Annotated in this window: 15 protein-coding genes; 14 read left to right on the top strand and 1 reads right to left on the bottom strand. The window is 54.3% G+C overall.

Annotated elements, in window-relative coordinates; genetic code table 11:
• The first annotated feature begins 80 nt into the window (after positions 1-80).
• On the top strand, positions 81-1532 hold the full coding sequence (gene sbcB, locus EDC56_RS19165; RefSeq protein WP_123714208.1) for an exodeoxyribonuclease I: 1452 nt from the start codon (positions 81-83) through the stop codon (positions 1530-1532).
• A gap of 4 nt (positions 1533-1536) precedes the next feature.
• On the opposite strand, the gene EDC56_RS19160 is transcribed toward sbcB, so the two are convergent.
• Positions 1537-2520, bottom strand: coding sequence for a DUF2971 domain-containing protein (locus EDC56_RS19160; protein WP_148059468.1), 984 nt, complete (start codon positions 2518-2520; stop codon positions 1537-1539).
• A 117-nt stretch (positions 2521-2637) separates the two neighbouring features.
• Between EDC56_RS19160 and EDC56_RS19155 the strand changes: the two genes are divergently transcribed.
• From EDC56_RS19155 to EDC56_RS19095, 13 genes are all read left to right on the top strand, one after another.
• Entirely contained in the window at positions 2638-3288 is a 651-nt protein-coding gene (locus EDC56_RS19155) for an NUDIX domain-containing protein (RefSeq protein ID WP_123714206.1), read from the top strand.
• Entirely contained in the window at positions 3246-3842 is a 597-nt protein-coding gene (thpR, locus tag EDC56_RS19150; RefSeq protein ID WP_162844251.1) for an RNA 2',3'-cyclic phosphodiesterase, read from the top strand. The genes EDC56_RS19155 and thpR overlap by 43 nt, the downstream gene beginning before the upstream one ends.
• 114 nt (positions 3843-3956) lie before the next feature.
• Positions 3957-5573, top strand: coding sequence for a murein biosynthesis integral membrane protein MurJ (gene murJ / locus EDC56_RS19145; RefSeq protein WP_281273382.1), 1617 nt, complete (start codon positions 3957-3959; stop codon positions 5571-5573).
• Between the two features lie 115 nt (positions 5574-5688).
• Complete coding sequence (gene ribF / locus EDC56_RS19140; protein WP_342770057.1) at positions 5689-6621, top strand: bifunctional riboflavin kinase/FAD synthetase; 933 nt, start codon at positions 5689-5691, stop codon at positions 6619-6621.
• Between the two features lie 98 nt (positions 6622-6719).
• Complete coding sequence (gene ileS / locus EDC56_RS19135; RefSeq protein WP_123714203.1) at positions 6720-9518, top strand: isoleucine--tRNA ligase; 2799 nt, start codon at positions 6720-6722, stop codon at positions 9516-9518.
• 95 nt (positions 9519-9613) lie between these two features.
• Positions 9614-10090, top strand: coding sequence for a signal peptidase II (gene lspA / locus EDC56_RS19130; RefSeq protein WP_123714202.1), 477 nt, complete (start codon positions 9614-9616; stop codon positions 10088-10090).
• Between the two features lie 80 nt (positions 10091-10170).
• Entirely contained in the window at positions 10171-10605 is a 435-nt protein-coding gene (gene fkpB / locus EDC56_RS19125) for an FKBP-type peptidyl-prolyl cis-trans isomerase (protein ID WP_123714201.1), read from the top strand.
• A 136-nt stretch (positions 10606-10741) separates the two neighbouring features.
• Positions 10742-11689, top strand: a complete 948-nt coding sequence (ispH, locus tag EDC56_RS19120) for a 4-hydroxy-3-methylbut-2-enyl diphosphate reductase (protein ID WP_123714243.1) — start codon at positions 10742-10744, stop codon at positions 11687-11689.
• 248 nt (positions 11690-11937) lie between these two features.
• Positions 11938-12420, top strand: coding sequence for a pilus assembly FimT family protein (locus tag EDC56_RS19115; protein ID WP_123714200.1), 483 nt, complete (start codon positions 11938-11940; stop codon positions 12418-12420).
• Positions 12421-12434: 14 nt separating this feature from the next.
• Positions 12435-12917, top strand: a complete 483-nt coding sequence (gene pilV, locus EDC56_RS19110; RefSeq protein WP_123714199.1) for a type IV pilus modification protein PilV — start codon at positions 12435-12437, stop codon at positions 12915-12917.
• The gene (locus EDC56_RS19105; RefSeq protein WP_123714198.1) at positions 12917-14017 is read left to right on the top strand and encodes a PilW family protein; all 1101 of its coding nucleotides are present in this window, start codon (positions 12917-12919) and stop codon (positions 14015-14017) included. The genes pilV and EDC56_RS19105 overlap by 1 nt, the downstream gene beginning before the upstream one ends.
• A gap of 2 nt (positions 14018-14019) precedes the next feature.
• Positions 14020-14613: a pilus assembly PilX family protein gene (locus tag EDC56_RS19100; protein WP_123714197.1), complete on the top strand. Its 594-nt coding sequence runs from the start codon at positions 14020-14022 to the stop codon at positions 14611-14613.
• 10 nt (positions 14614-14623) lie between these two features.
• The gene (locus tag EDC56_RS19095; protein ID WP_123714196.1) at positions 14624-15052 is read left to right on the top strand and encodes a type IV pilin protein; all 429 of its coding nucleotides are present in this window, start codon (positions 14624-14626) and stop codon (positions 15050-15052) included.
• Positions 15053-15058: the final 6 nt, after the last annotated feature.

Raw genomic sequence — 15058 nt, 5'->3', positions numbered from 1 at the left:
CGCGGCGTTATGGCGCGCTGCGCCGTGTGCTATAGTGATGACGCGTTTACTTCATCATTCATTCGAGACCTCCCGCCGCTATGAACACCCCGACCTTTCTCTGGCACGACTACGAGACCTTCGGCGTCGACCCCTCGCGCGACCGCCCCAGCCAGTTTGCCGCCATCCGTACCGATATGGAACTGAACATCATTGGTGAGCCGATGATGTGGTACTGCAAGCCCGCCGACGATGTGCTGCCGCAGCCGGAGGCGTGCTTGATCACCGGCGTCACGCCGCAGCAGTGCCTGCGTAAAGGGGTGTGTGAGGCGGAGTTTATGGCGTTGATCGACGAGCAGATGTCACGGCCCAACACCTGTAGCGTCGGCTATAACAGCATCCGTTTCGACGACGAGGTCAGCCGCTATGGCTTTTACCGTAACTTCATCGACCCCTATGGGCGGGAATACCTGAACGGCAATAGCCGCTGGGACTTGATCGATGTACTGCGCATGACTTATGCGCTGCGCCCGGAGGGGATTGAGTGGCCGCTGAACGATGACGGCCTGCCCAGCTTTCGCTTAGAGCTGCTCACCGCCGCCAACGGCATCGGTCACGAGAACGCCCACGATGCGCTGAGCGATGTCTACGCGACCATTGCCGTCGCCAAGTTGATCAAAGAGAAGCAACCGAGGCTGTTCGACTACGCCTTCAAGCTGCGGCAGAAGACTGTGGTCGGCGGCATGGTCGACGTGAATAAGCTGACGCCATTATTTAACGTCTCGGGGATGTTTGGCTCGGCCCGCGGCTGCATCTCGCTGGTGGTGCCGTTACTGACCCATCCGGTGAATAAGAATGAGGTGATCTGCTTCGATCTATTGCAGAGCCCGCAAACGTTGGTGGCGATGACGGCGGAGGAGATTGCGCAGTGGCTCTATACGCCGGCACGAGACCTGCCGGCGGGGGTCGTGCGTCCCGCGTTAAAGAGCATCCATCTCAACAAGAGTCCGATGATTGGGCCGGCGAAGATGTTTACCGAGGATGCGGCGATGGCGGCGCGCCTGGGACACGATGTGCAGGCCTACCGAGAGAACTTTAAGGCGCTGCGCACGCAGGACATTGCGGCGATCAAGGCGAAGCTGTTAGCAGTCTATAGTCAGCCACGGGAGTTTGCCGCGATTACCGACCCCGACCGTATGCTCTATAGCGGTGGCTTCTTCAGCCGTGACGACAAGCAGACAATGGCGCGCATTCGCAAGATGGCGCCGCTCGAGTTAGCGGAGTCGAGCTTTAGCTTTGACGATGGTCGGCTACAGGAGATGCTGTTTCGCTACCGCGCCAGAAACTATCCCGAGACCCTGAGTCTCGACGAATACCAACAGTGGCAGGAGTTTCGCGAGTTGCGTCTGATGGATCCTAACGGTGGCGGTAGTATTACCTTCGAGGATTACATGTTGAAGATCGAGCAGCTGTTTAACGAGGGGCGCTCGGATCAGCAGCAACAAATCCTACAGGCGTTGGTAGAGTATGCCGACATTATCGGTGGCGGTTAGCCACTCATTGGTGCGGCCGTGTCTGTTCGGGAGCGTTAACGGTGCTCGTTAGTATCGGTGGCTCGCCGGAGGGTTGTTGCCCTGTGTGTAGGGTCTCGCGCTGCAGGGCATATTGCCCGGGTGCCGGTGACCAGCGATAGATATCGGTGCTCGGGTAGTGCTTCTTGGTAAACTCGATCAGTGAACGCTGCCAGCTGATGTCGGTGGCGGCGCCAATGTACAGTGCCTCGAGCGACTGCTTGCTAAAGGTCTCTTCGTTATACCAGTAGCGACAGTCCTGTATGTTGCAATCGCCGCTCTCATCCTGAGCCGGCAATTTAAATTCACGCCATTCTGCCTCCTGCTGTTGGTCGAGCGATTTATGACAGAGCAGTTCGATGAACTCGTTTTGGCGTGGGGCGACAAACTCGCTGGCGGCGATGCGGTCGAGTTGTGGTTGCGCATCAATCAGCCTGGCGGGCTGGGGGTGGTAACTCAGCGGCCGACTGATCATGCCTTTAGAGAACTTGGCGCGGGTGAAGCCGAGGGCGATACCGCGGTGTTGGTCGCCGTAATGTTGCCAGGCGAATAGGTTGTCGGGTTGCTGGCAGTAACAGCCGATGCGGACCTGTCGGGCGAAGTAGCGCCACTGGTTAAGGCTGTCTTCGGCGTGGATAAAGAAGTGCCGAACCAGCGGCCGGATCAGCGGCTGTAAGTGTTGATAAGCCTCGGCCCGACTCTTGAAGTGGTCAGTGTCACGCCACTGCAGCAGGGTCTGTAATAGCGGCGTTGATGTTGTTCGAGGCGCAGGACTGCTCTCGGCGAAGAGCAGTTCGACCAGATAGTCGCTGAGCCAGTGAATCAACTCGCCGGCGCTGAAATCCACTTCGGCATTGTGGTCTGGGCAGAATAACTCGCCGAGTAGGTGGGGGGCACTGAAACGCAGGGTCTGTTGTTGCAGCACGTTGAGGGCGGTTTCTGGCGGATAATATTTATAGAGTCGATGCAAAATACACCTCTATAACGGTGAATGGCAGTATACAAAGGATAGTCGATACGTCTTAATTGGCGTAGCAGCGAGTGATCGAGGCTCGCCGCCTATAATGAAACGGGGATGGAATAATATATGAGTGCTTCTAAGTCGGTAGAGACGGTCGAGCAGTTTGCGCGTGATGATGCCGAGTTGCTCGATAGTCAGCCGCTATACCAGGGTTTTTTTAGCTGCCAGGGGCTGACCCTGAGGCACCGCCTGTTTGCGGGGGGGTGGAGTGAAGACTACCATCGCGAGCTGTTTGAGCGGGGCAATGCGGCGGCGGTGTTACTCTACGACGCGGCGCGCGACAGCGTGGCGCTGGTAGAGCAGTTTCGGGTGGGGGCGCTGGCGTCGACGCTGCCGGGTGGTGAGCGACCGACACCGTGGCTGTTCGAGGTGGTGGCGGGCATTATCGAGCCCGGCGAGACCGCCGAGGCGGTAGCTCGTCGGGAATCTGAAGAGGAGGCGGGCTGTGTCATCGGTGAGCTGGAACATATCGCGGGCTATTACCCGAGCCCCGGTGCCTGCAGTGAATATATCGAGCTGTTCTGCGCCAGTGTCGACAGCGCCGAGCTGGGCGGTTTGCACGGTCTGAGTGATGAGCATGAAGATATTCGCCTGCATGTGCTGACGCGTGATCAGGCCTGGCAGTGGTTGCTCGAGGGGCGCTTGAACAATGCCAGTACGCTGATCGCGATGCAGTGGTTACAGATGAATGTGACCCGCTTGAGGCAACAGTGGTGACGGCGCAGCGATTGTTCATCGCCATCCCATTATTGCCGGACTTGGCCCAGCAGCTCTGTCAGATGCTGCCGCAGTACGGTGATGACCGCTTCGGCAGCTGGCAGGCGGAGCGCAACCTACACCTGACTCTGCTATTTCTCGGTGAGCAGGGTGAGGCGGAACCAGTTATCGAGCTGATGGAACAGAGCGCCGCCGCCTGTCACCACCTCGACTTTACCGCCGATAGTTTGGCCCTGCTGCCGGCGCAAAATGCCGCTCGCCAGCTGTGGGCGTTTCAGCCGCAGCCGAATAGTGTGTTGATGCAACTGCAGACGCAGCTGGCTGAGCGCTTTACGGCGGCAGGGCTGTATGCTTCATCTCGCGCTTATCTGCCGCACATAACGCTGCTACGCGGCAACGCCGCGTGTCCACTGCCGCTACCACTTGAGCCGGTCGATGGTTTTGCACTCAGCGTCAACCGCATGGTGCTCTATCGTAGCAGTGCCGAGGCACTGCCCGATGGCGGTGAGTGGCGGCACTATGAACCGCTGCACACGACCTACCTCAGTGTTTAATCACGCTGTTGGGGGAATGCGATCGCCGTCGTTGTACCGCCTTGACGGAGCGGCTACACTCGCCTGTTGCCAGCAAGGGCCGTCGATCGCCCTGCCAAGAGAAGAGATGAAGACGTGAACGAACAACCAGAAAACGCCGACTCACCGTCGTCGCCCGAGCCGAGCAAGCCTCGTCGCGGTTTATTACGCTCTAGTGCTATCGTCAGCTTGATGACCATGTTGTCGCGGCTGTTGGGACTCGTCCGAGATGTTTGTTTTGCCCATTATATCGGTGCCGGTGGCGGCGCCGACGCCTTCTTCGTAGCCTTTAAAATCCCCAATTTTTTGCGTCGTTTGTTCGCCGAGGGGGCCTTCGCTCAGGCCTTCGTGCCGGTGCTGTCGGAGTATCAGACACAGCGAGGGCACGGCGCGGTCAAGGCGTTGGTCGACCGGGTGGCAGGTGCGCTGGGCGGTACGTTGTTATTGCTCACCGGTGTCAGTATCGCCGCGGCTCCGTTGATTACGACGGTGTTCGCTCCCGGCTTCATGGCCGATGAGATCAAGTTCCAGATGACGACGGAACTGATTCGCATCACCTTCCCCTACCTGTTATTGATCTCGCTGACAGGCTTTGCCGGGGCGATCCTGAATAGCTACGGTCGCTTTGCCGTGCCGGCGATTACGCCGGTACTGCTAAACATCTCTCTGATCGCTGCGGCCGTACTGTTCGCGCCAGGGCTTGAGCAGCCAGCTTATGCGTTGGCCTGGGGGGTGTTGGTGGCCGGGATGGCGCAATTCCTCTTCCAGCTGCCTTTCCTCTATCGCATGGAGCTACTGCCGAGGCCGCGTTGGGACACTAAAGATCCCGGGGTGCGACAGATTATGACGCTGATGGTACCGGCGCTGTTCGGTGTCTCGGTGAGCCAGATTAACCTGTTGCTCGATACCATTCTTGCGTCGCTACTGCCCTCGGGTAGTGTCTCCTGGCTGTATTATTCCGACCGCCTGACCGAGCTGCCCCTGGGGGTCTTCGGGGTGGCGATTGCGACGGTGATTCTGCCTTCGCTATCGCGGATTAGCGCCAGTGATAACAACGATGAGTTTGCCTCTACCCTCGACTGGGCGGCACGTTGCGTGTTGTTTATCGCGCTGCCGGCAACGGCGGCGCTGCTGGTGTTGGCCGAGCCCATCTTAACGGCGCTGTTTCAATACGGTGCCCTGACTGCCAACGATGTCAGCATGTCGGCACACAGCCTGCGTGCCTACACCATCGGCTTGAGTTTCTTCATGCTGATCAAGGTGCTGGCCCCCGGTTACTATGCGCGCAAGGACACCAAGACCCCGGTGCGTATCGGTATCAAGGCGATGCTGGCCAACATGGTGTTAAACATCGCCTTCGTCGCGCCACTCTACTATTACTTCGGCCAGGGCCATGTCGGTCTGGCCTTGGCAACCTCGGTGTCGGCGCTGTTGAACGTCTACTGGCTGTGGCAAGGTCTACTGCGCGACGGCGTCTACCGCTGGACTCGCCTGTTTATCGTCACTGTTGGCCGCTGCCTGTTTGCCAGCGTGACTATGGCTGCGGCGTTGTATGGGTTGTCGCAGTGGGTGGCGGACTGGTCTGCGCTGCTGTGGTGGATGCGTGTCGGCCTCGTCTTGGCGATCTGTGCGGCCGGTGCGCTGGTCTACCTGTTAACCTTGGCGCTGACGGGTGCGAGGGTAAGACATTTTAAAGCCTCGACATCGGTTTAGGCGGTGACAGTGCTTTTTCGTTGTTTAAGTGCTTGATCCGTGATGGAAGTGGACGGGGTGTAGAGGGCAGCGGCGGAGTGGGGTATAATTCCGCGCCTGCCCGCATACGAGTGAAATGATGGAATTAATTCGTGGTCTCCACAATCTACGCCCCCGCCACCAAGGCTGTGTCGCCACAATCGGGGCGTTCGATGGCGTGCATGTCGGTCATCGCGCCGTCTTGGGACAGTTGCTCGAGAAGGGGAAGGCACTCAACTTGCCGACGGTGGTGATTGTTTTCGAACCGTTGCCGCGTGAGTTTTTCTCGCCACTTCAAGCACCTGCGAGGCTAATGAGCTTTCGTGAGAAGTTTGCGGCGCTGCGTGAGCTGGGGGTGGACCGGGTCTTGCGGATCCAGTTTAACGACCGCTTCCGCATCAAGTCGGCAGAGGACTTTATTCACGAGGTCTTTGTGCAGGGGCTGGGGATAAAATACCTGGTCGTCGGTGATGACCTGCGCTTTGGCCATGATCGCGAGGGCGACTACGAGTTGTTGCGCACAGCGGGTGAAGAGCAGGGCTTCGAGGTGGTTAATACCTCGACATTGCAGATACAGCATGAGCGTGTCAGCAGCACGCGTATCCGCCAGGCCCTAGCCGATAGTGACTTCGCCCTGGTCGATGAGCTTTATGGGCGGCCGTTTTCGATCAGTGGCAAGGTCGTCTACGGACGCCAGTTGGGACGTACTCTCGGGGTGCCAACGGCGAACCTACAGTTGCACAGGCTGCGTGCGCCGCTATCGGGTGTCTACGCCGCAGAGGTGTTTGGCGCCAGTGAGAAGGCGCAGCCGGCCGTGGTCAATGTCGGCACTCGACCGACAGTTGACGACGGTATTAAGGCCATTTTAGAGGCCCACCTTATCGACTTTAAGGCTGACCTCTACGGCAAGGCGATCACGGTGGTGTTTCGTCAGAAGATCCGCGAGGAGAAGAAATTCGACTCGCTGCAAGAGTTAGAACAGAACATTAAGGCCGATATCGAGACTGGCCGAGCTTTTTTTGGTTTGTAAGAATCGTAGTAACAGTCGCGATCGAGCTGCCTTGGGTAGCGCCGTCACTGGCTGTGATAGACATTTAATTAACTAGCATGAACGAAGTGTAAATAACCATGAGTGATTATAAAGCGACGTTAAACCTGCCGCAGACCAGCTTCTCAATGAAAGCCAATCTGCCAAACCGTGAGCCGAAGATGCTGGAGCAGTGGGAGAGTATGAACCTCTACCAGCAGATTCGTGAGCGCATGGCGGGTCGCGAGCAGTTCATTTTGCACGATGGCCCTCCATACGCCAACGGCAATATTCACATCGGTCATGCGGTTAATAAAATTCTCAAAGATATTATTATCAAGTCGAAGACGCTGAGCGGCTTCGATGTGCCCTATGTGCCCGGTTGGGACTGCCACGGCTTACCGATCGAGCTGAACGTCGAGAAGAAAGTGGGCAAGGCCGGTGTCAAGGTCGATGCTGCGACCTTCCGTCAGAAGTGCCGGGAGTATGCCGCGAAGCAGGTCGATGGTCAGCGCACTGACTTTAAGCGTCTCGGTGTGCTCGCTCGCTGGGAGCAGCCCTATCTGACCATGGACTTTAACTTTGAGGCGGATATTGTTCGTTCACTCGGTAAAATTGCCGAAAACGGTCACCTCAATAAGGGCTTCAAGCCAGTGCACTGGTGTCTGGATTGTGGCTCGGCGTTGGCGGAGGCGGAGGTCGAGTACAAAGATAAGCAGTCGCCGTCGATCGATGTGGTCTTCACCGCCGTCGATGCAGCGGCCGTTGCTGGCGCTTTTGGTGCCAGTGTTGAGGGCGAGATCGACATTATCATCTGGACCACGACACCCTGGACACTGCCTGCCAACCTGGCGGTTAGCCTCGGTGCGGAAGTTGATTACGTGTTGGTGCGTGCCGGCGGGCGTCATCTGGTGCTTGCCGAGGCGCTGGCCGAGTCGGTACTGGCTCGCTGCGGTATAGAGGATAGCGAGGTGCTGGGGCACAGTAAAGGTGCGGCGCTAGAGAAGCAACTGTTGCAGCACCCCTTCTACGACAGGCAGGTGCCGGTTCTACTGGGAGATCACGTCACTACCGATGCAGGTACCGGTTGTGTACACACCGCTCCAGCACACGGTCAGGAAGATTTCGTGATCTGTCAGCAATACGGCATCGAGGTTTATAACCCGGTGGGTGGTAACGGTGTCTATCTGCCCGACACCGAGATCTTCGCTGGCCAGCATGTGTTCAAGGCCAACAAGACCATCGTCGAGGAGTTGGAAACGCGTGGCAAGCTGCTGGCGCACAGTGAATTCGAACACAGTTATCCACACTGCTGGCGTCATAAGAGCCCGATCATCTTCCGTGCTACACCGCAGTGGTTTGTCAGCATGAATCAAAATGGCTTGTTAGATCAGGCTTTAGGTGAAGTCGAAAAGGTCGAGTGGTTGCCAGAGTGGGGCCGTGCACGTATCGATAGCATGCTAAACGACCGCCCCGACTGGTGTGTCTCACGACAGCGCACCTGGGGGGTGCCGATTGCGCTCTTTATCCACAAGCAGACGGCTGAGCTACACCCTGAGACGCCACGTCTGATCGAGGCGGTTGCTCAGTTGATCGAGCAGCAGGGCATTCAGGCCTGGTTTGATCTCGAACCTGAGTCTTTATTGGGAGCCGAGGCGGCCGACTACGATAAGGTGTCGGATACCCTCGATGTCTGGTTCGATTCAGGTGTCACTCACGCTGCCGTGTTGCAGCGCGAAGAAGGCCTTAGCGCCCCTGCGGATCTTTACTTGGAAGGTTCGGATCAGCACCGCGGCTGGTTCCAGTCGTCGCTACTGACCGCGACGGCGATGACCGGCCAGGCGCCGTATAAGGCCTGTATGACACACGGTTTTGTGGTCGATGAGAAGGGGCAGAAAATGTCCAAGTCGATCGGCAACGTGATCGCGCCGAAAGAGGTGACCCAGAGCCTGGGTGCAGATATTCTGCGCCTGTGGGTGGCGGCGACCGACTACCGTTCGGAGATGCGCGCCAGTAACGAGATTTTTAAGCGTACCGCCGACTCCTATCGTCGTATTCGCAATACCTCGCGCTTTTTGTTGTCGAATCTCGAGGGTTTCGATCCGGCCGTTAACTGTGTCGACCAGGAGCAGATGATTGCGTTGGATCGCTGGGCCGTCGATCGTGCCTACGAGTTACAACAGGAGATCATTGAGGCTTTTGATAGCTATAACTTCCACAGCATCTATCAGAAGATTCACAATTTCTGTGCGGTCGATATGGGGGGCTTCTACCTCGATATCATCAAGGACCGTCAGTACACTACTGGCGAAAATAGTCTGCCACGTCGTTCTTGTCAGACAGCGCTGTACCATATCTGTGAGGCGCTGGTGCGCTGGTTAGCGCCCATCTGTAGCTTCACCGCGGAAGAGGTTTGGTCGTTTATCCCGGGACAGCGTGCGGATTCTGTCTTCCTTGTCGAGTGGTACCAAGGGCTTAGTGAGATGCCTGCCGCTGGCGAGTTTGGTCGCGATTATTGGGCCGATGTGAAGCAGGCGAAAATTGCCGTTAACCGAGAGGTTGAGAAGCTGCGCAAGGAGATCGGTGGTTCGCTGAAGGCGGAGATCACTCTCTACTGTGATGAGCGTATTCGGACGGTACTACAGCACCTTGGCGATGAGTTGCGCTTTGTCTTGATCAGCTCTAAAGCGGAGATCGCCGCACTGGCCGATGCCCCAGCTGACGCGCTCGACACCGAATTAGAGGGGCTGAAGGTGGTTATCAAGGCAAGCGAGGCGGAGAAGTGTGAGCGTTGTTGGCACCACGCCGAGAGTGTTGGCAGCATTGAGCAGCACCCGACACTCTGTCAGCGCTGTGTCGACAATATCGATGGAGACGGTGAGGTTCGCCACTTCGCCTAATAGCGCGTATTAGTGTCGGCGAGGTATCGTCGCACTACCGATTATTTTAGTGAGGCTCGCTGTCTGCGAGTCGATCTTTATTTGAGAGACATAGCATGAAGTGGTTTTGGTTTGCGTTAGCTGCGCTGGTGGTCGCAATTGATCAATACACCAAGTTCCTCGCTAGTACTGAGTTGGCTTACCTGCGGCCGCTAGAGGTAACCAGTTGGTTCAACCTGATGTTGGCGCATAACGAGGGGGCTGCCTTTAGTTTTCTGAGTGATGCCGGTGGTTGGCAGCGCTGGTTCTTTACCGCCATTGCGTTAGCGGTTGGTGTGGTACTGGCGATCTGGCTTTGGCGTCTGCCGAAAGAGTCGGTCTGGATGTCCTGTTGTTTAGCGTTGATTCTCGGTGGTGCAATTGGCAACCTGATCGATCGTGCTTTGCTGGGGCATGTGGTCGACTTTATCTCTGTGCATTACGCAGGGCGTTACTACTTCCCGGCTTTTAATATCGCCGACAGTGCGATTAGCGTTGGTGCGGTCATGTTGATCATTGATAGTTTTCGCCCCAATAAGGCGGTTGCAGGTTGACAGCATCTATTGGCCTTAGGGTCTAGATTGTCGGTCTCTATGGGATGTATTAGGCAGTATTTAACCGAAGAGCAAAAGCGATGACTGGTAAAAGTATTAGTAAAGACTCTCGAGTCACCCTTCACTTCACCTTGAAGCTGGCTGATGGAGCGGTTGTTGATTCGACCCTCGAGCGGGAGCAGCCCGGCAGTTTTGTGATGGGCGATGGCACCTTGTTGCCGGGCTTCGAGCAGGCGCTACTTGGTCTGCAGGCAGGAGAGAAACACCAGGCGGTGGTGACACCGGAGGGTGCGTTTGGTCAGCCGAACCCGAATAACGTGCAGACGATGCCGCGCAAGCAGTTTAAAGATATGGAGCTGGAGCTGGGCTTAATGTTGAGCTTTGCCGATGCCAATAAGGCAGAGTTGCCCGGTGTCGTGCGACGTATTACCGACGAGGTAGTAGAGATCGATTTTAATCACCCGTTGGCGGGCCAAGATATTATTTTCGAGGTTGAGATTCTCGAGGTGGCCTAAACTGCGTCGCCCTAGAGTGTATAAATTCTGCTTTTATCGACGCTGATAAAAGTAGAGACGATGGTAAAATTTTTGTTATAGAGCGATAGCTGTTATGTTTTCTAACCACGAGTTAACAAGCCAAGAGTTGCATGGTATGAAAATAAAATTAGCCAACCCGCGCGGCTTCTGTGCCGGCGTCGATAGGGCGATCGACATCGTTAATAGAGCCTTGGATATTTTCGGGGCGCCGATCTATGTGCGGCACGAGGTCGTACACAATAAATTTGTGGTCGATAATCTCCGTGACCGCGGTGCAATCTTCGTCGAAGAGCTCGATGAGATACCCGACGATAGTATCGTTATCTTTAGTGCTCACGGTGTGGCTAAGTCGGTGCGAGTTGAGGCTGAGCGTCGTGCGTTAAAAGTGTTTGATGCCACCTGCCCATTGGTAAGCAAGGTACATATGCAGGTGGTGCGCGCCAGCCGTCAGGGCGGTGAGTGCATCCTTATCGGTCATCGCGGTCACCCGGAAGTCATTGGCACCATGGGGCAGTTCGACGATGAGAACGGTGGCTCGATCTATCTCGTGGAAGACCCGGAGCAGGCCATGGCGCTGCAAGTACGTGATCCTGAGGCGCTGAGCTATGTCACCCAGACGACGTTGTCGATGGATGATACGGCCAAGGTTGTCGAAGTACTGCGAGAACGCTTTCCGGCGTTGAGCGCCCCACGCAACGATGATATCTGCTATGCCACGCAAAATCGGCAGGACGCGATTAAGGTATTGGCGCAGCAGTGTGATCTGGTATTAGTCGTGGGTTCACCGAATAGCTCTAACTCCAACCGTCTCGCCGAACTGGCGCTGCGTATGGGAGTAGAATCCCACCTGATAGACAGCGTTGACGATATTGACTCGGCGTGGTTAAAGGGTAAGCAGAGTATCGGTGTGTCGGCGGGCGCGTCGGCGCCAGAGGTACTGGTGCAACAAGTCATTGAAGGCTTGCGCAGCCTCGGTGCTGAGCCGCCAGAAGATATTCTTGGGCAGCCGGAGGATGTGACTTTCTCTATGCCCCGGGAGTTGCGGGTCGTGGAGTTACGTTAAGCTTCACTGTATTGAATGCTGTTTGTTATTAAGCCGCTGGTAAAGAAGCGGCTTTTTTTTGCCTGTGAAAAGAGTGAAGCAGGTATTAAGGCGTGATTCCTAGCCAGCTTCACGATCTGCTTAACCGTTGGTCAGTACAAAATAGCCGTTTGTCAGAGGCTGCTGTGTTGCTTACTGCTGTTGATATAGATTAGTAATCAGAAAATTAACATCGACTGCAGTATGTCTATTGAGGTCATCTTGGATAAATGATGAATAAAAAAGCACAGCGAGGTGTAACCCTACTTGAGTTATTAGTGGTGCTGGCAATTTCGGCGATTTTGTTACTCGTCGCATTACCAAGTTTTAAAAGCCTACTCGCTAAGCAGCGCTTTGATGCGGATATCGAGGCGGCGATGATAGCGATGAAATATGCGCGATTAGAGGCTTCTCGCCGGCAAGATTTTATTTATGTCCACAGAGACGGTAATGATGGCGAAAATGAATTTACTATCGCTGAGGCTGCCACGGTGGGTGGGGCAGAGACGATTTTAAAAATAGTTAAAACCCAGCTCGACGATAGTGTGGGCGGAGAGGATAGTTTTTATTTTAAACCTAATGGGACGATTAGCGGCGCTAATACGCGTGTATTCAAATTTTGTCGTGAGAGCGGAGAAAATGGCAGGCAAATCGAAATACTATTGTCAGGCCGTATTCGTCTCTTCTCCATTGCCAGTGCGAACTGCCCCTAGGAGGTAATTGCCTAATGCACAAAAATAAACAGGCTGCATTTGCCATGGTTGAAGTGTTGGTTGCGATGCTAGTGATTGTCGTTGGTTTGCTGGGAATGATGGCGTTTCAGATGCAAGGTTTACGTAACAACTTACGCACACAGTCGCACAGCCAGGCAATCATCCTAGCTTACGATATGGCGGAGCGGATGCGCAGTAATCGTGGCGGTTGGGAAGATGGCGATTACGATGCTATTACCGACAAGGGGAGTGAGGTGAGCTGTAGTGATTGCAGTTATCAACAAACAGCGGATAACGACGCTTATCGCTGGATTAGTGAAATAGAAGGGGTGCTCCCAGGTCATGGCTCAGAGGTGGCTGTCGGCACTGTGATGAAAGAAAATGGCGGAGGCAACAAACAACAGTGGTGGAATATCTCGATCACCTGGTATGAAAAGGCAGAACTGATCGGCGGTGACCCTGTTGAAAAAAACTATTTATTGACGGTGACGCGCTAATGAAGAGAAAAATGCAATCACAGCTGGGTCTTACTTTAGTTGAACTGTTAGTGGCGATGGCGATTGGAGCGATCTTGATACTGGGGGTTTCTGAAACCTTTGTGACGCACAAGATGAGCCACTCGCTGCAACTGGGTATCGGTCATGTGCAGGAGGGGGGGCGCATGGCTGTTGCAATGATGTCGCGTGATGTACGTATGGCAGATTATTGGGGATGCGCCAAAAACGGCATTAACTTGAGCAGTAGTATTGGTTTTAATGCTAACGACGATAAATATGACTTTCTAACCGGAGGGGCAGGGGGCGTGTCGGGCAAGGATGTTGTCGGCAGTATGACTATTGATGGGCTACCGGTAGTCGATGGCAGCTCGGTAGTCACTCTGCGAGGCGCTCAACCCTCAAGCTGTACGGTTACTACTACCGGCACTGATCTTAAATTGGCGACGATTGGTATTTCCGGTTGTGAGGTAAAAAAGAATACCGTGGTGGCTATCAGTAATTGTCTGGCTGGTGATATTTTTGTTAATTCAGCGGCCGATAATGCCAGTGTTCTCGGTTATAAAAGCACAGGGACGACGCCACCCAATAACGCAGGCAGTCAGGTGATACACTGTGGGGTGGGCAATGACTCATGTCTTTCTCAGCCGTATGAGGTCGGCGCACAAATTTTATTCCCCTACAGTGTTAGTTATTTTGTGTCTGTTGGTGCCAGTGGCGAGCCTGGTCTTTATAAATACGATGCGTTAAAAAATAATAGCAGTGAGTTGATCGACGGGGTTGAAAGTATGAAGGTCAGTTACGCGATCGATCTAGATTATGATTCCACGAAATCGATTGTGGACTTAGAAGCTCCCTCTCGCTCTGTGCATACCTATATGACAGCAAAACAAATTAATCAAAAGCCCAACATTAAGTGGGAACAAGTGATTGGCCTGAAGGTTGATTTATTGTTACGAAGTGATGATGGAGTACGGTCAGAATCGAAAACAGTAACCTTCAATGGCGTCAACTACGGTGGCGCTGATCGTCGAATGAGGGAGATCTTTAGTTCGGTAATGAATATTCGTAATCGCAGTGTACCCAGCTCGGAGGGGTTATAAAAATGAGACAAGTGAGATATAAGCAGCAGCAGGGTGCAGTGTTATTGCTGGCTTTACTGCTGTTGATCGCCGCGAGTATATTGGCTCTTTCTGGGCTTAGCAGCTCCGCTATGCAAGCACGGATGGTCGCGGCAACAGCTGATAGTGTGACGGCATTATCTTCGGCAGAAATGGCGTTAAAGAAAGCAGAATCTGAGATTGGCCATATGAAACTAGCCGATATAGCCACTTTTGACGCAATAGGCCCACACTATGCCAAGGGATTGGCTGCCGTCGGTGATGAGGCCTTCGATACGAGTAAGTGGGTGGGGGCTAGCCCGGTGAACGACAACCCCGACGGTATTGAAGATGGTCTATATATTATCGAATTGATGAACGATGCTAACGGTTATACGGATGGAGATATTATCAAGGCAAATAATATCTTCGGAGCCTCGGATAATGCAGGCGGTAATATTTTTAACGGTGGCGGAAACAAGGCCGATACCGGTGCGTATACCTTCCATACCTTTCGGGTCATTGCAAAAGGCTATGGCCGCTCTAAGAAAACGGTGCGGGTCGTCGAGGCTTATTATCGCAAAGGTTTCTTAAATTAAAGGCGCAATAATGAAACAGCAAGGTTTTACATTAATTGAAACATTGGTCGTGATTGCGATTATTGGCATCATTACAGCGATAGCAATGCCAAGTTATCAAGAGCATGTGAAAGAGGCCAAACGATCGCAGGCGAAGGCGGCTCTGATGGCGTTTTCGGCCCGTTTAGAGAGAAATTATGCGGAGACGATGAGCTATGAAACGAAAAGTGATGGCTCTGTGGTAACTGCAGCATCTATTTTTTATGAGAATGTGCCAGAGGGAAGCTCTAACGGAGAGCGGGATTATCGTTTGAAAGTTATCGCCGATAAAACGGATGATGATCAGTTCACGATACGGGCTGAAGCGGTTAATGCGATGAGTGATGACGGTGACTTCGAGTTAAATAGCATCGGTGAAAAGAAGTGGGCTGATAGATCCTGTTGGAAAAAATCCTGTTAATAACAC

Source organism: Sinobacterium caligoides, assembly GCF_003752585.1.
In the GTDB taxonomy this organism is placed as follows: Bacteria; Pseudomonadota; Gammaproteobacteria; order Pseudomonadales; family Sinobacteriaceae; genus Sinobacterium; species Sinobacterium caligoides.
The sequence above is the reverse complement of the archived record's forward strand: the minus strand, read 5'-3'. Positions and strand labels throughout refer to the sequence as shown.